The sequence below is a fragment of the Streptomyces sp. NPDC014623 genome (assembly GCF_043088245.1).
GTDB lineage: Bacteria > Actinomycetota > Actinomycetes > Streptomycetales > Streptomycetaceae > Streptomyces.
In genome coordinates this window covers 23,057-46,098 of sequence record NZ_JBIBZU010000021.1, presented here as the reverse complement: position 1 = coordinate 46,098, position 23,042 = coordinate 23,057, and the positions used below count along the sequence as shown (strand labels likewise).

At 69.3% G+C, this 23,042-nt stretch carries 21 protein-coding genes, 2 tRNA genes and 1 pseudogene; 13 read left to right on the top strand and 11 right to left on the bottom strand.

The features are described from left to right. Positions 1-2 precede the first annotated feature (2 nt). From ACF1FZ_RS28120 to ACF1FZ_RS28065, 12 genes are all read left to right on the top strand, one after another. Entirely contained in the window at positions 3-3,497 is a 3,495-nt protein-coding gene (locus ACF1FZ_RS28120; RefSeq protein WP_391776184.1) for a phage tail tape measure protein, read from the top strand. Next, positions 3,497-4,306, top strand: coding sequence for a hypothetical protein (locus tag ACF1FZ_RS28115; RefSeq protein WP_391776183.1), 810 nt, complete (start codon positions 3,497-3,499; stop codon positions 4,304-4,306). Before ACF1FZ_RS28120 ends, ACF1FZ_RS28115 begins: the two co-directional genes overlap by 1 nt. A gap of 4 nt (positions 4,307-4,310) precedes the next feature. Continuing rightward, positions 4,311-5,402, top strand: a complete 1,092-nt coding sequence (locus tag ACF1FZ_RS28110; protein WP_391776182.1) for a DUF5047 domain-containing protein — start codon at positions 4,311-4,313, stop codon at positions 5,400-5,402. Next, on the top strand, positions 5,399-5,995 hold the full coding sequence (locus ACF1FZ_RS28105; protein ID WP_391776181.1) for a hypothetical protein: 597 nt from the start codon (positions 5,399-5,401) through the stop codon (positions 5,993-5,995). The genes ACF1FZ_RS28110 and ACF1FZ_RS28105 overlap by 4 nt, the downstream gene beginning before the upstream one ends. A gap of 19 nt (positions 5,996-6,014) precedes the next feature. Next, positions 6,015-6,650 carry a hypothetical protein gene (locus tag ACF1FZ_RS28100; protein ID WP_391776180.1) on the top strand — a complete coding sequence of 212 codons (636 nt, stop codon included), beginning with the start codon at positions 6,015-6,017 and terminating at the stop codon, positions 6,648-6,650. Between the two features lie 9 nt (positions 6,651-6,659). Beyond that, complete coding sequence (locus ACF1FZ_RS28095) at positions 6,660-7,211, top strand: hypothetical protein (RefSeq protein ID WP_391776179.1); 552 nt, start codon at positions 6,660-6,662, stop codon at positions 7,209-7,211. Between the two features lie 62 nt (positions 7,212-7,273). Beyond that, entirely contained in the window at positions 7,274-8,185 is a 912-nt protein-coding gene (locus ACF1FZ_RS28090) for an N-acetylmuramoyl-L-alanine amidase (RefSeq protein ID WP_391776178.1), read from the top strand. A gap of 9 nt (positions 8,186-8,194) precedes the next feature. Further along, positions 8,195-8,425, top strand: a complete 231-nt coding sequence (locus ACF1FZ_RS28085) for a hypothetical protein (RefSeq protein ID WP_391776177.1) — start codon at positions 8,195-8,197, stop codon at positions 8,423-8,425. A 23-nt stretch (positions 8,426-8,448) separates the two neighbouring features. Further along, positions 8,449-8,745 carry a hypothetical protein gene (locus tag ACF1FZ_RS28080; RefSeq protein ID WP_391776176.1) on the top strand — a complete coding sequence of 99 codons (297 nt, stop codon included), beginning with the start codon at positions 8,449-8,451 and terminating at the stop codon, positions 8,743-8,745. 848 nt (positions 8,746-9,593) lie between these two features. After that, positions 9,594-10,814: a helix-turn-helix domain-containing protein gene (locus ACF1FZ_RS28075; RefSeq protein ID WP_391776175.1), complete on the top strand. Its 1,221-nt coding sequence runs from the start codon at positions 9,594-9,596 to the stop codon at positions 10,812-10,814. Between the two features lie 74 nt (positions 10,815-10,888). Beyond that, the gene (locus tag ACF1FZ_RS28070; protein WP_391776174.1) at positions 10,889-11,149 is read left to right on the top strand and encodes a hypothetical protein; all 261 of its coding nucleotides are present in this window, start codon (positions 10,889-10,891) and stop codon (positions 11,147-11,149) included. A 366-nt stretch (positions 11,150-11,515) separates the two neighbouring features. Beyond that, positions 11,516-12,016 carry a hypothetical protein gene (locus ACF1FZ_RS28065; protein WP_391776173.1) on the top strand — a complete coding sequence of 167 codons (501 nt, stop codon included), beginning with the start codon at positions 11,516-11,518 and terminating at the stop codon, positions 12,014-12,016. Between the two features lie 42 nt (positions 12,017-12,058). On the opposite strand, the gene ACF1FZ_RS28060 is transcribed toward ACF1FZ_RS28065, so the two are convergent. Then, complete coding sequence (locus tag ACF1FZ_RS28060) at positions 12,059-12,298, bottom strand: helix-turn-helix domain-containing protein (RefSeq protein ID WP_391776172.1); 240 nt, start codon at positions 12,296-12,298, stop codon at positions 12,059-12,061. Between the two features lie 198 nt (positions 12,299-12,496). Between ACF1FZ_RS28060 and ACF1FZ_RS28055 the strand changes: the two genes are divergently transcribed. Further along, positions 12,497-12,685, top strand: a complete 189-nt coding sequence (locus ACF1FZ_RS28055; protein WP_391776171.1) for a hypothetical protein — start codon at positions 12,497-12,499, stop codon at positions 12,683-12,685. 84 nt (positions 12,686-12,769) lie between these two features. On the opposite strand, the pseudogene ACF1FZ_RS28050 reads toward ACF1FZ_RS28055, so the two are convergent. The 10 genes and pseudogenes from ACF1FZ_RS28050 to rsfS all read right to left on the bottom strand — a co-directional run. Further along, positions 12,770-13,771 (bottom strand): annotated as a pseudogene (locus ACF1FZ_RS28050) (ComEC/Rec2 family competence protein); the annotation flags it as partial. Beyond that, positions 13,768-14,448 carry a helix-hairpin-helix domain-containing protein gene (locus tag ACF1FZ_RS28045; RefSeq protein ID WP_391776170.1) on the bottom strand — a complete coding sequence of 227 codons (681 nt, stop codon included), beginning with the start codon at positions 14,446-14,448 and terminating at the stop codon, positions 13,768-13,770. The gene ACF1FZ_RS28045 and the pseudogene ACF1FZ_RS28050, both read right to left, overlap by 4 nt. A gap of 751 nt (positions 14,449-15,199) precedes the next feature. Further along, positions 15,200-16,045, bottom strand: a complete 846-nt coding sequence (locus ACF1FZ_RS28040; RefSeq protein ID WP_391776169.1) for a DegV family protein — start codon at positions 16,043-16,045, stop codon at positions 15,200-15,202. A 170-nt stretch (positions 16,046-16,215) separates the two neighbouring features. Continuing rightward, positions 16,216-16,908 carry a hypothetical protein gene (locus ACF1FZ_RS28035; protein WP_391776168.1) on the bottom strand — a complete coding sequence of 231 codons (693 nt, stop codon included), beginning with the start codon at positions 16,906-16,908 and terminating at the stop codon, positions 16,216-16,218. 179 nt (positions 16,909-17,087) lie between these two features. Continuing rightward, positions 17,088-19,961 carry a leucine--tRNA ligase gene (gene leuS / locus ACF1FZ_RS28030; RefSeq protein WP_391776167.1) on the bottom strand — a complete coding sequence of 958 codons (2,874 nt, stop codon included), beginning with the start codon at positions 19,959-19,961 and terminating at the stop codon, positions 17,088-17,090. Positions 19,962-20,844: 883 nt separating this feature from the next. Further along, positions 20,845-20,917: transfer RNA gene (locus ACF1FZ_RS28025), tRNA-Ala, on the bottom strand. 159 nt (positions 20,918-21,076) lie between these two features. Then, positions 21,077-21,310: a hypothetical protein gene (locus ACF1FZ_RS28020; RefSeq protein WP_391776166.1), complete on the bottom strand. Its 234-nt coding sequence runs from the start codon at positions 21,308-21,310 to the stop codon at positions 21,077-21,079. Positions 21,311-21,751: 441 nt separating this feature from the next. Continuing rightward, positions 21,752-21,824, bottom strand: a tRNA-Ala gene (locus tag ACF1FZ_RS28015). A 116-nt stretch (positions 21,825-21,940) separates the two neighbouring features. Continuing rightward, positions 21,941-22,594, bottom strand: a complete 654-nt coding sequence (locus tag ACF1FZ_RS28010) for a histidine phosphatase family protein (RefSeq protein ID WP_391776289.1) — start codon at positions 22,592-22,594, stop codon at positions 21,941-21,943. Next, a complete protein-coding gene (gene rsfS / locus ACF1FZ_RS28005) occupies positions 22,591-23,022 on the bottom strand; it encodes a ribosome silencing factor (protein WP_099172529.1) in 432 nt (143 codons plus the stop codon). Before rsfS ends, ACF1FZ_RS28010 begins: the two co-directional genes overlap by 4 nt. Positions 23,023-23,042: the final 20 nt, after the last annotated feature.

Sequence of the window (23,042 nt, the reverse complement as noted above, 5' to 3'; positions counted from 1 at the left end):
TCATGACGACTGCGGTCGAGGTCGGCGTCGGGTACGTGTCCGTTGTTCCGTCGGCTCGAGGGTTCGCTGCCGACCTGCAGCGGCAGATCGGCCGGCCGACGGTGCAGGTCGGTGCGCAACTCGGCGAGCAGAGCGGCGCCGCTGCTGGCCGGGGCATGCTCAGCAGCTTCGGCGGGATCGTGAAGGGCGGGCTCGCCGCGATCGCGGTCGGTGGCGCTGCGGTGTTCGGTGCTGCGTTCGGGCAGGCGCTGGAGCAGAACAAGAGCAACGCGCGGCTGGCGGCTCGGCTCGGGCTCGACCCGAAGGAGTCGCAGCGGCTCGGGAAAATCGCGGGTTCCGTGTTCTCCAAGGGGTACGGCGAGTCGATCGATCAGGTCAACGACTCGCTGCACACCCTCGCGCAGAACGGCGTCGTCGCGATCAACGCGCCGCGCAAGCAGATCGAGGGGCTCACTAAGAGCGCGCTCAACCTGTCCGAGGCGTTCGGCGTCGACGTCAGCGCCTCGGCTCGGGCGGCCGGGCAGCTCATCAAGACCGGCATGGTCAAGGATGCCAAGGGCGCGTTCGACCTGATCACGGCCGGGTTCCAGTCCGGGGCGGACAAGAGCGAGGATTTCCTCGACACCCTGAACGAGTACGGCACCCAGTTTCGTGACCTCGGGCTGAACGGGGCGCAGGCTGTCGGGCTGCTGACGCAGGGACTCAAGGCAGGCGCCCGTGACGGCGACATCGTCGCCGACGCGCTGAAGGAGTTCGCGATCCGCGCGAAGGACGGATCCGAGACCTCCGCCGCCGGGTTCAAGGCGATCGGGCTCAACGCCGCGCAGATGACTGCCACGTTCGCGAAGGGCGGCCCCAGTGCGGCCGCCGGGCTCGATCTCGTCCTGGACAAGCTGCGCGCCATGCCGGACCCTGCCGCACGGTCGCAGGCCGCGGTCGCATTGTTCGGGACGCAGGCCGAGGATCTTCAGGGCGCGTTGTTCTCTCTGGACCCATCCAAAGCGGTTGGGGCGCTGGGCCGGGTCGGCGGCGCTGCCGACAGTATGGGTAAGACCCTGCACGGCAACGCGACGAACTCGTTCGAGGTGTTCAGACGCACCGTGATGCAGGGGCTTGTCGAGTTCATCAACCGCAACGTACTGCCCGCAGTCGTCGCAGTCGGAACCTTCCTGACCACATACATCCTGCCCGCCCTGCAGACCGTCGGCGCCGGGATCGAGACGTGGCTGCTCCCCGCCCTGGTCGGGGTCGGGGCTGCGTTCGCCGCGGGTGTCGGATGGGTGCGCGAGTACGGCGCGTGGCTGCTGCCGCTCGGCGTGGCTGTGGCCGGTCTGACGATCACGATGAACGCGTCGGCGATCGCGACCGGTGCGGTCACCGCAGTGTTCTCGGTCTATCGCGGAGTGATCCTCGCGGCGGCCGCCGTCACCCGTGGGTACGCGATTGTGCAGGGGCTGCTCAATGCCGTGATGAGCGCGAACCCGATCGGGTTGATCATCACGGGTATCGCGGCGCTCGTGACGCTGCTCGTTGTCGCGTACCACCAATCGGACACGTTCCGGTCGATCGTGCAGGGCGCCTGGGCAGGCATCCAGGCCGGGTTTGCGGCTCTGTGGTCGTTCCTGCAGCCTGCGTTTGCTGGGCTCATGACTGGCCTGCAGGCGATCGGCGCCGCGGCGGTGTGGCTGTGGTCGACGGTGCTGTCGCCCGTGTTCGGGTTCATCGGCACGGCCGCACGAATCCTCGCGACGGCGGTTGTTGTTCTCGCGGTTCTGCCGATCGTCGCAGCGGTCAAGATCCTCGGTGCGATCTTCGGGTGGCTGTGGTCGGCCGTGTTCTCTCCCGTGGTCGGTTGGATTGTCGCCGGGGCGCAGATTCTGTGGGCGGGGGTGAAGCCGCAGTTTGATCTTTTCATGGCCGGCGTGCGGATGCTTGGCACCGTCGGTCTGTGGCTGTGGCGTTCCGTGTTCTCGCCCGTGGTCGGGTGGATCGTCGGCGGGGCCCGCCTGCTGTGGGCCGGTGTGCAGATACAGCTCGGCTATTTCATGGCCGGCGTGCGGGCACTCGGAGCAGTCGGTACATGGCTGTGGCGGTCGGCGCTCAAGCCTGCTTTCGACGCAATCAGCGCCGGGGCGAAGTGGCTGTACGACAAGGGGCTGAAGCCGCCGATCGAACTCGGCAAGACCGCAGCTAAGGCGCTGGGCTCTGCGTTCACGACGGCAAAAGACACTATCGGTCGCGAATTCGGGAAACTGTCCGGACTTGCGAAAAAGCCGATCAGCTTCATTGTGAACACGGTCTATAACGGCGGCATAGTTCCTACGTGGAACCTTGTAGCGAAAGCGTTCGGCGCACCGCCCTTGGACAAAATCAAGGGGTTCGCGGTCGGCGGTCCAGTGCATGGCGCGGGTACCGAGACGAGTGATGACGTTCCCGCGTGGCTGTCGAAGAACGAGCACGTGTGGACGGCGCGTGAGGTGCGCGGCGCGGGCGGCCACGGGGCAGTGATGTCTCTGCGTAAGTGGGCAGCAGCCGGCGGATCGGACAGCGCGCCGGGGTTCGCGAAAGGTGGCGGGCTCTTCGACTGGATCGGCTCGACCGCCTCGAAGGGCCTCGACTTCGCGAAGTCTGGCGTGTCATGGCTGAAAGACGGAATGAAGGCATCGGCAGTCGCCGGGCTGAACTCCGTAGTGAAACCGCTGATCGAGAAAATCAGCGGCTCGGCATCCCTCTACCGAGACATGGTCACCCGGATCCCCCGGAAAATGATCAACTCGATCGTCGGGTACTCGGGCAGGGCCGACAGCAAACTCGAAGCGGCCGGGATCGGTGGAAAGGGGTTCGCGGCCGGTCTCTCCTGGGCGCGTACGCAAGCAGGCAAGAGATACCAATGGGGAGGGAACGGAAACCCGAGTTGGGACTGCAGTGGGCTCGTGTCCGCTGTCGAATCCGTGATCAGGGGCCAGAAACCTCACCGCAGGTGGGCTACCGGGTCATTCAGTGGGGCGACTGCCCCGGCCGGGTGGGTGCTCGGCGCCCGCTCGCCCTATCAGATCGGCATCACAAATTCCGGTGTCGGACACACAGCCGGAACGATCAACGGTGTGAACATCGAATCGCGCGGCGGCGACGGTGTCGTTATCGGTTCGCGTGCCCGGTCGTATGCGGATTCCCTTTTCACCCACCGCTACGGTTTTAAATACGATTCCGGTGGCTGGCTGCAGCCCGGGGCCACGATGGCTGTCAACGAAACCGGCCGTCCCGAGGCGGTCCTGACCGCCCCGCAATGGGAATCGGTGGCAGCTCAGGTGACCGCAGCTAACGCGGTCGCATCCGCTGTCCAGTCGCAGGCATCCGCCGCCGGACAGCCCAGATTGGAGGGCATCAGGGTGCACGTCTATGTCGGTTCCGAGGAACTCAGCCATATCGCGCGGGCCGAGGTCTACCGGGCCAATGGGCAGCTGCTGCAGATCCTGGACGCAGGAGGAGGCCAGTAATGGCGATCACGGCCACCGCGGCAGCCGTTGAATCATCGGCGTCGGTGACGCTCACCCTGACCGGTCTGCCGCTCGGCTACCTCCTGCGGGTGCGGCGGGTGCTGGCGTCGACCGGCGCCCGCACCCCGGTACGCGGCCCGGCCGGGCTACTGGACGGGGCCACCACGATCACGTCGGCGTTCATGGTGCTCGAGGACTATGAGGCGCCGCTGGGGGTGGAGGTGTCGTATCTCATCGAGGCGACGTCTGGCAGCACCGTTCAGTCGTATCGGACCGACGCTGTCACCGTTCCCCACGCCGACCCCGACATGGCGTGGCTCAAGGACCCTGCCAACCCGCAACGCAACGTGCAGATCATGGTGCAGCGTCCCCCGGACTGGCAACGGCCGATCGAGCAGGCCAAGCACCGGGTAGCCGGGCGCCGCAACGCGGTGATTCTTTGGGACGTCCGCGGGGGGCGCGAGGGCGATCTGACTGTGTTCACACGGACCGACGCAGAGCGCGAGGTGCTGGGCCGGCTACTGGACTCCGGGAATGTCCTGTTGTGGCAGGCCACACCCGGCATGGGCGTCGACGATACGTACGTATCGGTCGGACCGAGCGCCGAACCGCGCATCGCCCCCGACGCCCGGGACCCATGGCGGTCATGGACGCTGCCACTCGTCGAACAGGACATGCCGACCACCATCGGTGTCAACGGCTCCGGCAACCGCACCTGGGCCGACGTGGTTGCCGAGTTCGACACCTGCACTGACGTCATGGACACCTACGCCACATGCGAGGACCTGCTGCTCGACTGGCGGAGGTGAGGCGGTGTACCCGGTTTCAGCCCGGTTCCTGGCCACCCTCGCTCAGTCCCACCGCCCCGCCTTCAAGGTGACCCTGCTACGCACCGATGGGTCATCCGCTTCTCTCGCGCACACCGGCGGCAGCGTGGCCGTGGACTGGGCGCAGGCCATCAGCCGCACGTGCACGGTCACCAGCGCGGACACCAGCCTCATCCCATCGAGCGAGGCGGACGAGTTGGCCACGTACGGGGCCCGGCTGCGGATCGAGCGTGGCATCGCCTACAGCGACGGCACCCAAGAGCTCATCCCGCTGGGGATGTTTCGGCTCGACACGGCAGGCGGAGACCCGCTCATGGGCCCCGTCACCCTGACCGGCAAAAGCCTCGAGATCGTCATCCAGGACGACGCGTTCACCGTCCCCTACCGGGCCTCGGGCACGGTCGTCACCGCGATCACCGCTCTGGTGCACCGCTCGCTGCCCGGCGCTGCGATCTCGTCCCGGATCACCGATGTAGCAATCGGTCCCCGTACCTGGGACGTGGCCGCCGACCCGTGGGCCGCGGTGCAGGAGATCGCAGCCGCCGCCGGCGCCCGCTGCTACACCGACGCCGACGGCGTGTTCGTCATCGCCCGGTTGCCGGACCTGCTGACGACTCCGCCCGTGTGGGAGGTCACCGCGGGCGAGGGCGGCGTGTACATCACCGGCGACCGCAGCATGTCCAGCGCCGGCGTCCACAACGGAGTCAGGGCCGCCGGTGAGAACACGGAGATGAACGCAGCCCCGGTTTCCTACCTGGCCACCGACAACGACCCCGCCTCGCCGACGTACTGGAACGGCGCCTACGGGCGCCGGCCGACGTTTTACAGCAGCAGCACTCTGACCACGGTGTCCGCGTGCCAGGCGGCTGCCGAACTGCAGCTGGCCGCCGGCCGTGCGCCGAACGCTCGGGGAAATTTCACTTCCCTGCCCAATCCCGCGCTGGAGCAGTGCGACGTGTTGCGAGTCGTTTACCCGGACGGACGCCGCGAGCTCCACCAGGTCGCCGCGTTCACCGTCCCCCTCACCATCTCCGGCGATTTCCCGATCAGCACCATCAGCGCGAAGGAGGACACGTGAGCGCTCCCGAGCTCCGCGACCTGGCCGCAGGCCTGCGCCGTCACGCGGTGCGCTCCGGCAAGGACGAGCCGACCGTGGCCGGCGCGGACTGGCGAATGGCCACCGTTGCCACCGTCAGTACGAGCGGCACCATCACCACGACGGACGGCATCACCGCCCGTCGGGCCGCCATCTACGAGGCTCCGCAGGTCGGGGACCGGGTCCAGCTCGCCCGCTCCTCCAGCGGCAGTTGGGTCGCCGAGGGACGGCTGACACCGACCAGCGGCGATGGCTGGACGGCCCCGGCCCTGGCCTCCCCCTGGTCCAACTTCGACTCCGGCTACCAGAGCGCCCGGTACCGCCTGTACGCCTGTGGCGACGTCGTCATTGAGGGGGTTGTAGGCACCGGCGCGACCAGCGTGACCGGCACATCGGCCCTCTTCACTCTGCCCGCAGGCTGTCGGCCGACAGCCACGCAGATGGTCGCGCAGGTCATGAACGGCAACACACCCCGGCAACTCACGATCAACAACCTCGGCCAGGTCCGCTTCGTGAACCTGCCCGCCGGCGCCATTTCCTTCATCACGATCAACGCCCGCTACTCCACCCTTTGATGATCGCCAAGGAGGCACCGTGTCCGCACCGGACGCGTACGGGCAGGGAATCCTCATCACGCAGGAGACCGACCCGCCCGACATCCCCACCACCGCGCGCAATCTCGCGGCTGGGCTCGTCCCGCGCAGCGTCATGCGGTTCACGTCCGCATCCGCCCGCGCCGCCGCCCTGGTCGGCGACTCCGCCCCCGTAGAGGGAATGGTCAGCTACCTCGCCGACGTCAACCGGCTGTACGTGTACACCGGGGCGGCGTGGACGGAGATCGCGACTCGTGGCTACGGATCCGCGACGCTCATCTCCTCCACCGCGCAGACCTCGGCGGAGATCAGTACCGGGCTGGCCGTGACGATGGCAACGAAGGCCTCCACCGCCTACCGGATGACGGTGTCTGGGCTGCTGCGCTCCACTCTCGTCAATGACCGTGTCGACCTGATCATCCGCCGTGGCACCACCACCGCCGGGCTGCAGGTCGGCGGCGCCGTGCATTTCACGACCGTTGCGACCACCGGGGAGTCCGTGAGCGGCGTCGGCACCGACACGCCGGGCGCCGGTACCACCACGTGGACCGTTTTCCTCTCCGGTGTCGGCTCCGGTCTCGTGGACCTCACCGCCTCAACCGCGTTTCCCGCCCTCTTCACCGTGACCGAACAGTAGGAGCACCCTGTGCCTGACCTGATTGCCCTGCCGCCCCTGTCCAACGAGAATCTGATGAGCACAGCCATCCCGATCGACCTGTCGTCCGCCACACCGAAACCCTTGTACCGGCTGATTACGGGCCCGCTGTCCCCGGGCGAGCAGCTGGACATCACCGCAGACGCGCGGGTCTCGAACGCAGCCGGGTACCCGGGCGGCACCCGATACACCGTCGGTGTGGGCTGGCACCTGTGGCGCTACACCTACGTCGGTGCCGGAGCCAGTACCGGCACGTGGACCCGCATCGGCCACTACTCGGGCAGCAACGTCACCGCGGACACGCACCATCTGGACCTGCACATCAATCGCCATTACACGATCCCGGACGACTGGACGCCCGGCGACCGGATGGCCATAGTGCTCCAGGCTGACGCGCATTCCACCGCGTGGAAAGCCAACGGCGGCAACGACACCCTGACTGTGGATTCCGGGTACGGGCAGCTGATCGTGCGCCCCTGGGTGACCGCACCGGCCCCGCCCGAGCCGGAACCCTGCACGTGCACCTGCCAGCCGACCGCCTGACCCACCCCGACCACCCCCGCCCCGACCACCAGGCCGGGGCTTTCGCACGTCTGGAGGCCTCAATGGCCACACCGCTGTCCGCTGAACGCCTGCTGAGAGCCCTGCGGGACGAGGGCCTGACCATCGTCCAGGTCGGCAACTGGCGCGCCCACAACCGCAACCAGAAGGGCCCGTGGGGTGAGGTCTACGGAGTGATGATCCACCACACCGTGACCCAGGGGACCGCCCGCACGGTCGCCATCTGCCGTGACGGGTACTCGGGCCTGCCCGGTCCGCTGTGCCACGGTGTGATTGCGAAGGACGGCACCGTCTACCTCGTCGGCCACGGGCGTGCCAACCACGCGGGCCTGGGCGACGACGACGTGCTGCGCGCCGTCATCGCAGAGAAGAGCCTACCCGCCGACAACGAGACCAGCACCGACGGCAACCGGCACTTCTACGGCTTCGAGTGCGAGAACCTCGGCGACGGCAAAGACCCGTGGCCCGCCGTCCAGCTCGAAGCGATCGAGAAGGCGTCGGCCGCGATCTGCCGGGCGCACGGGTGGAACGACCGCTCTGTACTCGGCCATGCGGAGTGGCAGCCGGGAAAGGTCGACCCGCGCGGGTTCGAGATGGACGTGATGCGCGGCCGGATCGCCGCCCGGCTCGGCACGAAGCCGTCGAAGCCGTCGCCGAGGAAGCCGGTCGTCGACCTGTCCCAGCTCGTCGCCGCGGCGCGTTCGAACCCGGCGAAGGCCGGCACTCCGGTGACGTACTCGGGTGTGCGGATCGTCGAGACCGCCCTGGTCGACGCGGGCCTGCTCAGCAAGAGGTACGCCGACGGGCACTTCGGCACGACCACGGTGGCCTCCTACGCCAAGTGGCAGCGCTCGGCCGCCGGTGGCCGCTATCGAGGTACGGACGCCGACGGCATTCCCGGCAAGGCATCCCTCACCGCGCTCGGCAAGCGGTACGGCTTCACCGTCACCAACTAGGAGAACACCATGCAGAAGCTCCCCTTCGACATCCTTGAGCGCGCGGGCTGGACCGGCGCACAGGCTGCCCTCGGCGCGGCCGTGACCGAGCTCGCCGACATTCCCCTCTGGTGGGCGGCCCCGGTCGCCCTGACCTTGGCCGCGGCGAAGGGCTGGGTGGCTGGGCGCCTGGGCCGGAAGGGCACCGCGTCCACGCTGCCCGCGACCGCCGACCCGGCGTCCCACCCGCGCGCCGTCTGACCTGACCTGAACGGGAGCACACCATGCCCGACGAGCCGACCCCCGGGGAGATGGTCCGCCGCCTGGAGGACCGGCTCGCCGATGTCCGCGAGGACCTGCAGCAGGCCATGCGCCGCATGGACGAAAAGGTCGACCAGAAGCTGTACGACCTTCGGCACGAGGCGCTCGGCGCCCGCGTGGCATCGCTGGAGACCCTGCGCGAGAAGGACGCCGAAAAGCTCGTGGCCACCCGCCGTTGGCTGATCGGCGCCGTGCTGATACCGCTGATCGGCGTCGTCATGCCCGTCATTCTGCTACTCGCTCAGGGGGCCGGGTCATGAGCCGTACGGCACTACGAACGGAGGAACGAAAGCGGCGCCGGGGCGATGCGCTCGCGGTCGCTGGGGCCGTCATCCTCGGCATCATCCTTGCCGGGATTTTCCTGAGCATCCGACATCTGCAGGTCGAGCTGACCGACGCCAACGTCGCTCGCGACCAACTCGCGGCGCAGGTCCAGCGGCTCGGCGCGTCCCCGGTTGCCGGTCCGCCCGGCAGCCGGGGCGAGTCGAAGAAGGGCGATCGGGGGGCGACCGGCCCCGTAGGCCCGTCCGGTCCGCCCGGTGCTCCCGGCCCGGTGGGCCCAACCGGTCCGGTAGGACGCGTCGGCCCCAGTGGTGACGATGGGGCCGACGCGATCGGAGTACCTGGCCCCAGCGGGGCGCCGGGCGCCGACGGGCAAACCGTGACCGGTCCTGCGGGGCCAGCTGGTCCGGCAGGACCCGAGGGCGCCGCCGGTCCTGCCGGACCTCCCGGGAAGGACGGGGCGCGCGGACCGGCTGGGCCAGCCTGCCCGGACGGGTACAGCCTGCAGCCCCCGGCTGATGATCCGGATGCGCTGGTGTGTCGGCGCGACGGGGCACCCGCCCCTGAGCCGTCTCCGGAGCCTGGCCCGCTCGCTCTGGACCCGAGCCGCAGACAGTACCCCTGAATTACACCGCCTCTGTCTGGCCATCCGGCCGGGCAGGGGCGGTTTCGTCATGTCCGGACAGGGAGCGACCCCCGCCGGACGGGGGGCCGGCGAGGGTCGGTGAGTGCTCCCATACGGGGCAGTTCCGAGTATGACCGACACCGGGCACAACGCGCAGTCGTACTCTGGGTATTGAGTGCTCTCACCCATCAAGGGGAATCCATGATCAACCCAACTGTCATGACCAGCGGGGAGCGGATCAGGTACTACCGCCTCAAGACCGGCAAGTCACAGGCTGCTCTCGCCGGGCTCGTCGGCCGCTCCGAGGATTGGCTCAGCAAGGTCGAGCGCAACGTGATCGCGATCGACTCGGTCAACATGTTCACCCGACTGGCCCGCGAGCTCGGCCTCGACAATGTCGGCGACCTAGTCGGCCCGGCCATCGACCTAAGTCTCGTCGGCCCTGAACACCCATCGGTCCCCGCCATCCGGCGGGCACTGAACACACCACCGTCGCACCTCGGGCTCGGTCTGCCCGGCGACGCTCTCACCGCGCAGCAGCTCGACGAGCGGGTCGTCGAAGCGTGGGGCGTGTACGAAACCGAGCGCACCCGGTACGCGCCGGTCGGCGACATGCTGCCCGGACTGCTCGCCGAGGCGTACGCCACGATCCGCGTGTCGAGCAGCGAGGACGAGCTCGATGCCACTCGGGCTCTCGTGTCGCTGCTGCACCTGCACCAACTGTTCTTGCGGCGGGTAGGCGAGCGAAAGTTGTCGCTGCGCGCCGCGGACCGGGCAATGCAGATCGCGGACGACACTGGCGACCCGGCACTAATCGCCGCTTCCGTCTGGAACGTCTGCGGCACCCTCACGAGTGCCGGCGAGGTCGCCGAGTCCCTCGACCTCGCGCGACAGACGATTGCCCACTGCAGGCCCGGCGAGAACGCATCACCCGAGCACCTCTCGGCGTACGGGGCGCTGCACCTCGCCGCCGTGATCGCCGCCGTCCGGGACAGTAAAGCGCCGACGGCGTGGGACATGCTGCACGCCGCCGACGACGTCGCCGCCCGGCTCGGTGTCGACGGCAACCTGTTTCACACCTCGTTCGGGCCGACGAACGTGCGCATGCACGGCGTGCACCTCGCGGCCGAGGAAGGCGACGCCGTCGAAGCTCTGCGGCTCGCCGACAACGTCGAGGACAACCCGGCGCTGCCACTGGAGAGGCGCACCCGGTACATGGTCGAGGTGATGCACTCGCACCGCCGGACCGGCGATGATTTCGGGACTCTGCACGCACTGCGGCAGATCATGGATGCGTCGCCCGAGGAGATCCAGTATTTCCCGCTCGTCCGCGAGGCAGTGCAGTCACTGCTCAAGCGGCCGCGGCCGATGATGCGCCGTGAACTTCACACGATCGCGGAGCACGTCGGCGTACTCGCGTAGACGCACCCGGAACCCGAGGCGACCCGGAAAATTCTTCCGGGTCGCCTTCCCATTCCCCTTCTACCGTCCGTGACATGACGATGACTCAGCGACGGCGAGGGGTGCCCGTGACCGCGAACCCCCGCCAGGGCGTACGGGTACAGCGGTCAGCAGCCTTACGCCGTACCGAGGCCGGGCGCATCGCCCTGCCGCTCTCAATCACCCAGAACGGTAAGCGCCTCGCCGACAGCGAACTCGTGATGACCTGCGACGCGGCCGCCGAGCTGTACGCGGAACTCGGACGGGTGCTCGCAGAGGCCGGGCACCCGGCGGGAGGTGCGGCGCCGTGTCCGTGACCGCCCGCCCGCTGCCGCCCCTATCCACGCTCACCGAGGCGCAGCGCCGCGGCGCCGACTGCGCGTTCTGCGCAACGCCTCTCCGTAACCGCGCGTGGGTCGATCTCGGCATGAGGCGTCGTACCGAGTACGGCCAGGTGATCACTCTGCACCCGCGACGTTGTGCCGCTGCCTGCCGATCCGGGGGTGCGAAGTGATCACCCTGTCGAAGCTCAGCGACGCCCCGGCACCCGACGATGCGTACCTGATACACATCGGGCACCTGCGCGCCTGCGCACGCTGCGCCGATCGGGTCGGCGGCTGCCCCAAGGGGAAGCATCTGCGCCGTGCTGTGGCGTCGGCCCGTTCGATGGCTCGGGGGTCACGATGACGACCGCTCTCCCGATTCCAACCCCGACGCCGGGGCTGATTGCCTCGTTGAACGCGCACACGGCACTCAACCCCAACGCACAGGGACGCACCTACGCGTCACTGCTGCTCACGCACCCGGCGCCGCAGTTCGAGGACGTCGACCGCGCCAAGGTCGAGCGCCTCATGCTCGGCGTTGCCGAGGCCCTCGGCGCGGTCCCGGCCGTACTGCCCGCCGGCACCGGCCGCGCCCCATCGTTCTCCGTGGACCGCGTATCGATCGCACCGAGCGGCGAGACCCTGGTGCATTTCAACGGCACCCCGTGGCAGATGCGCGTCGCCCGGTCGCCGTCCTGGTCGCGCGTGATGGCTGGCATCGGGCAGGTGCTGCTCGTCGTCGGGCTCGACGAACTCTCGCCGGTCGCATCGGCCGCCGAGATCGACGAGTACATCGAGAGCGCCGGCGAGGCTGGTCGGCTGTACGCGACGGTCTCGTCGGTGGCTGACCGGCGCCCCTGATCGAGTGCCCGGCGGTTGACTCCCTGTATCACCGCCGGGCCCTCACTCCCCAACGAGTTCAGCGAGCGGCACACCGAGAGCCGCAGCGATGCGCATGAGCGTGTCGATCCGTGTGCTGACGTGCCCCTGCTCGATGCGGTTGATCGTCTGCCGGTCCGTGCCGGACAGCTCGCCGAGCCTCTCCTGCGACAGCCTGCGGGACGTTCGTGCGGCTCGTATGCGCGTGCCGATCAGCCGGCGGTGGGCGAGTACCCACGCGGGGGGCGGTTCGGTCGGCGGCACCTGTCCACGGTTGCCCGCTCAAGATCGTTTGTCTGTATCAGATACCGTACATTCCCGGGATGCGGAATTAGATATTCATTCGAGCACTCGTTCGAGTGATACTGATGCGTACCGCTTGAACGATGAACCTCTCACATGATCCGCTCTGGGCTGACTGCCGAGTAAGGACCACGAGCATTCCCAGATAGGTGATACCGAGTGCCCCCCGACCCGACCGAGCTCACCGCCGCGCAGCGCGCTGCCGTTGATTTCGCACGACAGGATCTCGCCGAGGCCCGCTCAGCAGACCTCGCCGCCCTCGGCGAGGCCGGGCTCATCCTCATGGTGGAACGGCTGCGCGGTCGGCTCGACGAGGTGCTCACCGTGGTCGACGAGATCGCGAAATAGCCCTCTGCGCGCGCAGACGCCGGGCGTCGCCGTCGACACCCCCTCGCCACCTCGGTATATCTCTCTACGTAACCCACCTCCTTATGACAGGTTGGCGCCCGACACAGCGAGCAGATGAGTGAGGTCGGTGGCCTTGAAGGCGTCCTGCAGGTCAGGTGGGACCCGGGAGGTGTCGCCCACGACCAGCCCTGGCAGGAGTGCCCGCGCATCGGAGTCGAGCCCCTCGGTGGCCTCCCGCAGGCCGGACCGGAGGTGGCCCGCGACGCGTTGGACGAGGGTGGGGTCCTCGGTGATCCACGGCGGGTCGTCCGCAGCGGTACCGAGGACGGCTGCGATGCGCTCACCCCCATGGCGCGGGGGCGCGAGCCGTCCGCTGATGCGGAGACCTGTCGAGGGCAACAGCCGCTGCCACCGCACCGTCGCGTTCCCCGGGGCGACCATGACGAGCACCGGCGTGCGGAGTTCGGTGACCGTACCGTCCGGGGCGGTCAGCCGATCGACCTCGGCGTCCAGAAGCAGTGACACGGGTGTGCTGTGGTCTCCCCGTACTCGCGGCCGGGTCCGCCGCGGATCGGATGTGACGGTCACCTCCGCTTCCACCTGTGTGTACGACTGAGCCAGTCCGGGGACGGGGCCGCTACGGACATCCGCGCCATGAAACCCGGCCGCCGCAGCCCCGGCCGCCGCACAGAGCAGCACCCCTGCCGCGGCCGTGGTGCGCGTGCTTATGCGCCGGGACGGCCTCGGCGCCCCCAGGACCCCGCCCGCAGGGCCTGCCGGGCCCCCCTGAACCGCCGGCTCCGCGCCCCGGGGTCCTCGCGTCACGACTCGGTGGGTGGCGAGGAGGCCCAGACCGGCGCATACACAGAGGACCGCCCCGGCCGCCACCCACCGGCCCGGCGCTCCCAATGCCAGGACGGCCGCGCCCCAGGCCGCCAGGGCGGGTGGGACCAGCCGCAGATCGGCCGGAGCTTCCTGCCGCGGGTCGGCAGCCCCCAGCCGCCGTCCCGAATCCGTGTGGACATCAGGGCCGTCCGTCGTGGGGGCGTCAGAACCGTTCATCGTCCGGGCGTTCGGTCCGCTCATGGCCTGACCAGCGGCCGGAGGTCCGCAAACCGGCGGTCCCCGATGCCGTCGACCTCACGGAGCTCGTCGACCGAGCGGTAACCTCCGTGCTCGGTGCGGTAGTCGATGATGTGCTGAGCAAGCACCGGTCCGACACCGGGCAGGGTTTCGAGTTGCTCGACAGTGGCCGTGCCGAGGCTCACCGGCGCCGTCGGCCCTGCGGGTCCCGGCGCGGCGCCGCCTGTCCCCGCACCCCCCACGGGTAGCGCCGCGGCGGGCAGGCCCACCGCTACCTGTTCACCGTCCGTCAGAACACGCGCGCGGTTCAGGCCGGTGACCTCGGCACCTTCGCGGACACCACCCGCGGCGCTCAGGGCATCCGCGACCCGGGAGCCGGCGGGCAGATGCTGGATCCCCGGCCGGCGCACCTTGCCGCTCACATCGACCACGATCTGTCCGGGGGGTGCGGTGCCGGCCTGCGGTCCCACCGCCGGGCCAGGTACGCTGCCGGGCGACTGAGCGTCCGCGGGCCCTGGCCCGCCCACCTGCACCGCGGCAGCCTCCGCCACTCGGTCGGGTGCGCGTACGGCCTCGGGGCGAGCCGACCAGAAGTGCGTCGCCGCGAATACCGCAGCCCCGACCAGGACAACGGTGAGCGCGGCGAGCGCCCGTGGCTCCAGTCCGCATCGCAGCTGCACCCACAGGGGTAACCGATCACGCAGAGCAGGACCGGCTTCTCGCCACCACCGTGGCCGCACGGCCGGTCCGCCGGACGCCCCATGGTGGAGGGGGAGTGACGGCCCGGCCTGCGAGGCCGCCGTGGATCGCGCTTCCGGCCCCGGCCTGGGCAGCGGGGCCGCTGCCCAGGCCGGGGCCCCGCGGACAGGTGCGGCTCCATCGGACAGCGCCGCAGCCGCGCCCGCCGCAGTCGAAGTCGCGGTCGCCGGCCGGTCGACGGCCATCAGAGCGTCCGCCCGGAGCCGGGAAGCTGCCGCGCTCCCGGCTTCCGACCCGCGCACAGCGCGCCGCCGCCCGCGCCGGGCGCCGGACGCGGCACCGGGTGAGGTGCCGGCAGCTCCGCCGGGGCGGACGCCGGGCCTGCACCGGGCCCGCCCCGCCGAACGGGACCCGCGGGACACACGATGTGCGGCACGGTGCGTGGGTGGGCGCGGGGGCGGATCCATGGCTGCATGCGCACGCAGGTCCGTGCGCCGAAGTACGGTCGGATCCACGGCTGCATGCACGGTCAGGTCCACGCGCCGCAGCGTGGACGGGTTCGTAGCACCGCTCGTCAGGATCTGCCGGTCAGCGGCACGGCTGGACGTGGAAAACGTTCGGGAGGTCATGCCTCACGACGCTAGACACTTCCGCGAGGATCTGCCGGCCTGCCCCAATTTCAGTGGATAACTCGCTAGTTGTGGATAACCGCATCACCCTTCGGAGTGGTGTTCAACGTGGTGCGACCACCGCTCCCAGCAGCCCCGGCCCGGTGTGCGCGCCGATCACCGCGCCCACCTCGCTCACGTGCAGATCGACAAGCCCCGGGACCCGCCCCCGCAGTCGCTCCGCCAGCCGTTCGGCCCCGTCAGGGGAGGCCAAGTGGTGTACGGCGATGTCTACAGCCCCCGTGCCCGCCTGCGCGGCAACGATCTCTTCGAGCCGCGCGATCGCTTTGGAGGCCGTTCGCACCTTCTCCAGCATCTCGATCCGCCCGCCGTCGAGTTGAAGCAGCGGCTTGACGGCCAGGGCTGACCCCAGCAGTGCCTGGGCGGCGCCGATACGCCCACCCCGGCGCAAGTAGTCCAGCGTGTCGACGTAGAAGAACGCAGACGTACCCGCCGCCCGCTTCTCCGCCGCTGCGACCGCCTCCTCCAGGCCGCCGCCCGCCCCGGCGGTTTCGGCCGCAGCGAGCGCGCAGAACCCCAGGGCCATGGCCACCATGCCGGTGTCGACCACACGCACCGGCACCGGCGCGTCCTTCGCGGCGAGCACGGCGGCGTCGTACGTGCCGGAGAACTCCGCCGACAGGTGAAGGGAGACGATGCCGGTGGCTCCCGCCTCGGCCACGGTGCGGTAGGTGGCGGCGAAGACTTCCGGGCTGGGCCGCGACGTGGTCACGGAACGCCTCTTCTGCAGGGCCAGCGCCAGCGACCGGGCCGAGATCTCCGTGCCTTCCTCCAGGGCCTGATCACCCAGGACGACGGTCAGCGGCACCGCGATGATGCCGTGCCGTTCCATCGTCTGGGGCGGCAAGTAGGCCGTTGAATCGGTGACGATCGTGACATGGCGGGACATGAGCCGGAGGTTACCCCCCGCGAGAGGAGCACGGCAGCCCGGGACCTGTCTGCCGATCTTTCCCGGCCGGCCCGGTACCCCCGCTCGGCCTGTCCGGGACTCACCGGAGGCGCTCAGGACGCATCGAGCGCCACCGCGGTTGTGGCCTTCCTCTCCGCCGGCGCTGCGCGTCAGTTCGTGGTCTCCGGCCTGGCGGACTTCTGCCACGGATGGTCCGTGCGCAGCCGCGGGTCCGGAGGCGTGAGCGACGGCGGCGTCTTTTCGTCGACCGGTCCGCTCCACTCGTGTCCGGCCGTCTCCCTCTGCGCCGTCGGCTCCTCGGCCGTCCAGTGCCGCAGAGCCCCGGCCTCCAGGTCGATCTGCGCGTTGAGCGCGGCCAGATCGTCGCCGGCGAACTGTTCGGCCCGGTCACGCGCCGCCCAGCGCAGCGATTCCGCCGAGTGTGTGATGCGTTCCGTGCGTTCCCTCAGGCTCGGCATCAGCCGGGCCACCGTTGCCCGGTCCGGTTCGCGTTCCAGCCTCTTGAGGTCGTTGTCGAGCTCGTGGCCATGGGCACTCAGGCGCTCGAAGAGCCCCAGCGACTCCGAGAGGGAGGCGTCCTGCACCACCCCCGCGTCGAGCACGTCCTGGGTAGCCCGCATCGACGTACGAAGCTTCAACCTCAGCTGCGCGAGCTCCCCCGGCACGCCCGGCTGACCGTAGCTCTTGGCCCTCAGCGTGGTGTCCTCCACGGAGCGGCGTGCCTGTGTGATCGTCCGGTCCACACCGCGCTTGGCCGCGCGCACCGTCTTCACGCCGGCGTACACCCCGAGCGCCATGAGCGCCACGAACAGCAGCGTCAGGATCAGGATCACGGCTTCCATGAACGCCCCTCGGTTGTCGAATCGGCTGCCCGTGTGCGGTCGCCCCTTCTACCGTAAACGGAACGGGCAGGCCGAGGGTTCCGCAGGAACCCTCGGCCTGCCCGTAGGGGAAAGCCCTGACACATCCGGCGCGGACCGCCCGGCACCATCACCCGGACGCCCGAACGCCTCGGCCGGCGTTACGCGGGGACGATGTTGACCAGCTTCGGCGCCCGCACGATGACCTTACGGATCCCGGCCCCGCCCAGTGCGGCGACGACGTTCTCGTCGGCCAGGGCCAGCGCCTCCAGCTCCTCGTCCGAGATCGACGGGGAGATCTCCAGACGCGCCTTGACCTTGCCCTTGACCTGCACCACGCAGGTCACGGTCTCGTCCACGACGTACGCCGGGTCGGCTACCGGGAAGTCCTGGTGCACGACGGACTCGGTGTGGCCCAGCCGACGCCACAGCTCCTCCGCCACGTGCGGCGCCAGTGGTGCGATCAGCAGCACCAGCCGCTCGGCGACCGACCGCGACAGCGGCCCGCCCGCCTTCGTCAGGTGGTTGTTCAGCTCGGTGACCTTGGCGATGGCGGTGTTGAACCGCATTCCTGCCATGTCCTGGCCGACACCGTCGATGGCCTTGTGCAGCGCACGCAGTGTGTCCTCGTCCGGTTCCGTGTCCACGACGGTGACCTCACCGGTCTCCTCGTCGATGACATTGCGCCACAGTCGCTGCAGCAACCGGAACTGGCCGACCACGGCCCGGGTGTCCCAGGGACGCGAGACGTCCAGCGGCCCCATGGCCATCTCGTACAGCCGCAGGGTGTCCGCCCCGTACTCGCCGCAGATCTCGTCGGGCGTCACGGCGTTCTTCAAGGACTTGCCCATCTTGCCCAGGACGCGGCTGACCTTCTCGCCGGCGTAGTAGTACGCCCCGTCGCGCTCCTCCACCTCGGCGGCCGGGACCGCGATACCGCGGCTGTCCCGGTAGACGAAGGCCTGGATCATGCCCTGGTTGTACAGCTTGTGGAACGGCTCGGCGGACGAGATGTGCCCCAGGTCGTACAGCACCTTCGACCAGAAGCGGGCGTACAGCAGGTGCAGCACCGCGTGCTCGGCACCTCCGACGTACAGGTCGACGCCGCCGGTCGGCTGCCCCTCGCGCGGTCCCATCCAGTACTGCTCGACCGCCGGGTCGACCAGTTGCCGGTCGTTGTGCGGGTCCAGGTAGCGCAGCTCGTACCAGCAGGAACCCGCCCAGTTCGGCATGGTGTTGGTCTCACGGCGGTAACTCCGCAGGCCGGCGCCGTCGCCCAGGTCCAGGGTGACGTTGACCCAGTCGGCGTTCCGGGACAGCGGGGTCTCGGGCTGCGTGTCGGCATCCTCCGGATCGAAGGTACGCGGCGAGTAGTCCTCGACCTCGGGCAGTTCCAGCGGCAGCATCGACTCGGGCAGCGGGTGGGCGATGCCTTCCTCGTCGTACACGATCGGGAAGGGCTCTCCCCAGTAGCGCTGGCGGCTGAACAGCCAGTCCCGCAGCCGGAAGTTGACGGTTCCCTCACCCACGCCGTGCGCCTGCAGCCACGCGGTGATCTTCGCCTTGGCCTCGACGACGCCCAGGCCGTCCAGCGAGATCTCCTCGCTGGCGGAGTTGACCAGCTTCGCGTCGTACGAGCTGAAGGCGTCCTCCCAGGTGGAGGCATCCGTGCCACGGCCGTCCGACGGCTCGACGACACAGCGCACCGGCAGTTCGAAGGCACGCGCGAAGGCGAAGTCACGTGCGTCGTGCGCCGGTACGGCCATGATCGCGCCGGTGCCGTAGCCCATCAGGACGTAGTCGGCGATGAAGACGGGAACCTTCTCGCCGCTGACCGGATTGGTCGCGTAGGCCCCGGTGAAGACACCGGTCTTGTCCTTGGCCTCCGCCTGCCGCTCCACATCGGACTTGGCCGCGGCCTGCTTACGGTACGCGGTGACGGCCTCGGCCGGGTTCGCGTGGCCGCCCGTCCACACCGGGTGGGTGCCCTCGGGCCAGGCCGCGGGGATGATCCGCTCGACCAGCTCGTGCTCGGGCGCCAGCACCATGTAGGTCGCGCCGAACAGGGTGTCCTGGCGGGTGGTGAAGACGGTGATGTCCCCGGCTCCGTCGACGGGGAAGGCGACGCGAGCACCCTCGGAACGGCCGATCCAGTTGCGCTGCTGCAGCTTGATCGCCTCGGGCCAGTCCAGCCCGTCCAGGTCGTTCAGCAGCCGGTCCGCATAGGCGGTGATGCGCATGTTCCACTGACGCAGCTTGGCCTTGAAGACCGGGAAGTTTCCGCGTTCTGAGCGGCCGTCGGCCGTCACTTCCTCGTTGGCCAGCACGGTACCCAGTCCGGGTGACCAGTTGACGGGCGCGTCCGAGGCGTATGCCAGGCGGTACTGCCCCAGGACGTCGGCGCGGTCGGCGGCGCTCAGCGTGCCCCACTCGCGGCCGTCGGGGACCGCACGCTCACCGCTCTCGAACTGGGCGATCAGTTCAGCGATCGGGCGCGCCCGGTCGGCCTCGGTGTCGTACCAGGAGTTGAAGATCTGCAGGAAGATCCACTGGGTCCACTTGTAGTAGTCCGCGTCGATCGTCGCGAACGAGCGTCGCTTGTCGTGGCCCAGGCCCAGCCGGCGCAGCTGGACCTTCATGTTCTCCATGTTGGCCTCGGTGGAGGCCCTCGGGTGCGTGCCCGTCTGCACGGCGTACTGCTCGGCCGGCAGTCCGAACGCGTCGAAACCCAGGGTGTGCAGGACGTTGTGTCCGGTCATCCGCTGATGGCGGGCGTAGACGTCGGTGGCGATGTAACCCAGCGGGTGCCCGACATGGAGACCGGACCCCGAAGGATAAGGAAACATGTCCATGATGAACTTCTTCGGCCTGGCGGTCAGCTCCGGATCGCCCGCCAGATCACCGGCCGGGTTCGGTGCCTCGTACGTCCCCTCGGCGTCCCAGAAGTCCTGCCAGCGTGCCTCGATGTCGGCGGCCATCGCTGCCGTATAGCGGTGCGGCGCGGCCACCTCGGCCGCGGTATTCGTCTCGCTCATGATCCTCAAAGCTCCATCGATCGTCATCTGCCGGCGCCCACGTCTACGGACACACGTCTACGGAAACGAAAAATCCCCTCGCACAGGAGGGGACGCCGCGCCGAGTCCGACCAGGCATTCTCACCGGCCGGGAATGATCAGCGCGGCTCGCTAAGCAGAAGGCGTACGGCACGCATGGCGTCAGGGTACCGCACGGGCCCGGACCGCGGCCCGGCGCTCGCCCGGCCGGGAAGCCGCGTGGGGCCCGCCGCATCCGAAGCTGGTCAACACACCGTCCGCGCGAACCTCCTCCATGCCGCACGCGCCATGAGAACTGCTCCGCGTCGCTGTCCCTGTCAAAGCATGAGCCCCCATCCCGTACCAGCCGGTAACCGACGCCTCGGCTTGCAGCGACAGGACCACCCTTCCGGACCATTCGGAGTCGCCCCTAGGAAGTCTCATCTCAGGACACCCCTCCCCTCCGTGAGCCCCAGCCCTGGAACGGGGCAAGGGAAAGCCTGCCAGCCGCAAGGGCACCCCGCTCCGCTCCCCGGAGCCCATGGTCTCCGGGGAGGCGCCGGCCCCGCCCTGCCGTCGGGCCACCGTGAGCGGGCGGCGGAGCCCGGCGCGACCGGAAGCCCCGGCCCTCCTTCCCGGCACGGAGGCCTGCGCACAGGCCGCCACCCGGCTCGGCTCCCTGCGTGCCGGGCGCCCCGGCCTGGCCGGTGCGCCCGGCACGGTCCTGCTGACGGCCTCCGGGGCGGTGGCACGCCTCACTCCCGAGCGCCCCGTGAAGAACCCTCGGCAGCGGACTCGGCTGAACCGCACACCACCCCGGACCACAGAGGTGACGGACACGACAAGAAGCGGGTCACCCGATATCGGATGACCCGCTTCTTCACTGTGGAGCTAAGGAGAATTGAACTCCTGACCTCCTGCATGCCATGCAGGCGCTCTACCAACTGAGCTATAGCCCCGTGCTGTCCGCCGCCCGGTTTCCCCGGCGACATCGAGAACATTACACGGTCACACCGGCCCATCAAAAATCGTTTCCACTCTGTCCGGGTATGAGTGGTGGACGACGCCCTGACCAGCGGCTGCTCCGGTGGTGAACATCCTGCTCGGAGGGTACGACGTCAGGCGGTGGCGAAGGAGTAGAACCTCTTGAGGGTGCAGTGATCCTCCAGGAGCCGACCGTAGATGGGCTCCCCTTCGAGCTCACGGTACGTCTCGATGGGGTCGCCTTTTATGATCAGCGCCCGCGCGCATTCCTCGCACCAGTACTGGAACTCCGCGTTGACGGGGTCCATGTCCCTGACGATGGGCGTACCACTGCCGCACCAGTCGCACTTCCGCCTGTGTGCACCCATCCGGTCAGCTCCGAGGGCGGCCGCAGGCCGTGCACACGAAGGGGTCCTCCTGCGAGGCGCCGAGGGAACGGGGCGTGATGGAGCGGCGGGCGGTGACGGAGCCATGGATCGCGGTGAGGGCAAGGGGCGGTCCCGGGGCCCGTACACGGCTCGCAGGCATCGCGCTCCCTCCCGATCGGTACGTCGCCCCCTCCGGCGCTCCGATTCTGCCATGCCCCCGCAAGGGGGTCAGCCCGACGACCTCCCCGACGTCAGCCTTTGCCCTGGAGGGAGCCCCCCGGGCCGGCCGGCCCGTCTGCGAAGAAGGCACCGGAGTGCCCCGTCCGCCCTCGCTCCCAGGCGGGCAGGGCAGTTGAGGCATGAACCGCGCGGTCACCGCATCGACTCCGCACAATCGGCCAAAAAAAATCCCGCCCCCAGCCGGGGACGGGATCTTGCCTGTGGAGCTAAGGAGAATTGAACTCCTGACCTCCTGCATGCCATGCAGGCGCTCTACCAACTGAGCTATAGCCCCGCTGTCCGCTGTGTTTCCCTGCGTTTCCGCGCTGCGAACAAGAAGAACTTTAGCCTGCGACGAGCCGGAAAGCGAAATCCGGCCCCCGCCGCCCGGAGAGTGCCTCCGGGTGCCCGCTAGTCGTCGTCCCCGAGCACCGGTTCGGGAAGTGTCCCGGCGTTGTGCTCGAGCAGGCGCCATCCACGCGCGCCCTCGCCCAGCACGGACCAGCAGCAGTTGGAGAGCCCGCCGAGCCCCTCCCAGTGATGGGCCTCGAGCCCGAGCAGCCGGCCGATGGTCGTCCGGATCGTGCCGCCGTGGCTCACGACGACGAGCGTGCCGGCGTCGGGCAGCTTGCCGGCGTGCTCCAGGACGACGGGCGCAGCTCGGTCGGCGACCTCGGTCTCCAGCTCGCCACCACCTCTGCGGACCGGTTCACCGCGCTTCCACGCGGCGTACTGCTCGCCGTACTGACCGACGATCTCCTCGTGCGTGAGGCCCTGCCAGGCGCCCGCATACGTTTCCCGCAGTGCGGAGTCGTGTGCGACGTCGAGGCCGGTGATCAAGGCGAGCTCCTGTGCCGTGGCCGCCGCCCGCCGCAGGTCGGACGCCACGATCGCGTCCGGCTGCAGCGAGGCGAGCAGCCTGGCGGCGCGGCGTGCCTGGCCGACACCTGTCTCGGTCAGCTCGATGTCCGTGGAGCCCTGGAAACGGCGCTCCAGATTCCAAGCCGTCTGGCCATGCCGCCAGAGGACGATCTTGCGGCCCCGGCCGCTACGGCTGCCGTTCAGCTCTGGTCACCTTCCGTGCCGCCGTTGAGCTGGGCGTGCTCCTCGGCCTTGCCCCGGGTCTTGAGCGCGTCCTCGGGGAGGGCGATCTCGGGGCAGTCCTTCCACAGCCGCTCGAGCGCGTAGAACACACGCTCCTCGCTGTGCTGTACGTGGATCACGATATCGACGTAATCGAGGAGGATCCAGCGGGCGTCGCGGTCGCCTTCGCGGCGTACCGGCTTGGCGCCGAGCTCCTTCTGCAGCCGCTCCTCGATCTCGTCGACGATCGACTTGACCTGGCGGTCATTGGGAGCCGAGGCCAGCAGGAAGGCGTCGGTGATCGACAGCACGTCGCTGACGTCGTAGGCGATGATGTCGTGCGCGAGCCGGTCGGCCGCCGCCTGGGCGGCGGCGTTGATGAGCTCGATGGAGCGGTCCGTGGCGGTCACATGCAGGCTTTCGTCGGCGG

Excerpts from the sequence above, each read along its gene's own strand:
- ACF1FZ_RS28075 (WP_391776175.1), top strand. The coding sequence starts at position 9,594 with ATGATCAACCCAACTGTCATGACCAGCGGGGAGCGGATCAGGTACTAC.
- ACF1FZ_RS28065 (WP_391776173.1), top strand. The coding sequence starts at position 11,516 with ATGACGACCGCTCTCCCGATTCCAACCCCGACGCCGGGGCTGATTGCC.
- leuS (WP_391776167.1), bottom strand. The coding sequence starts at position 19,961 with ATGAGCGAGACGAATACCGCGGCCGAGGTGGCCGCGCCGCACCGCTAT.
- ACF1FZ_RS28120 (WP_391776184.1), top strand. The coding sequence starts at position 3 with ATGACGACTGCGGTCGAGGTCGGCGTCGGGTACGTGTCCGTTGTTCCG.
- ACF1FZ_RS28080 (WP_391776176.1), top strand. The coding sequence starts at position 8,449 with ATGCCCGACGAGCCGACCCCCGGGGAGATGGTCCGCCGCCTGGAGGAC.
- ACF1FZ_RS28115 (WP_391776183.1), top strand. The coding sequence starts at position 3,497 with ATGGCGATCACGGCCACCGCGGCAGCCGTTGAATCATCGGCGTCGGTG.
- ACF1FZ_RS28035 (WP_391776168.1), bottom strand. The coding sequence starts at position 16,908 with ATGGAAGCCGTGATCCTGATCCTGACGCTGCTGTTCGTGGCGCTCATG.
- ACF1FZ_RS28085 (WP_391776177.1), top strand. The coding sequence starts at position 8,195 with ATGCAGAAGCTCCCCTTCGACATCCTTGAGCGCGCGGGCTGGACCGGC.
- ACF1FZ_RS28040 (WP_391776169.1), bottom strand. The coding sequence starts at position 16,045 with ATGTCCCGCCATGTCACGATCGTCACCGATTCAACGGCCTACTTGCCG.
- ACF1FZ_RS28090 (WP_391776178.1), top strand. The coding sequence starts at position 7,274 with ATGGCCACACCGCTGTCCGCTGAACGCCTGCTGAGAGCCCTGCGGGAC.
- ACF1FZ_RS28070 (WP_391776174.1), top strand. The coding sequence starts at position 10,889 with ATGACGATGACTCAGCGACGGCGAGGGGTGCCCGTGACCGCGAACCCC.
- ACF1FZ_RS28020 (WP_391776166.1), bottom strand. The coding sequence starts at position 21,310 with ATGGGTGCACACAGGCGGAAGTGCGACTGGTGCGGCAGTGGTACGCCC.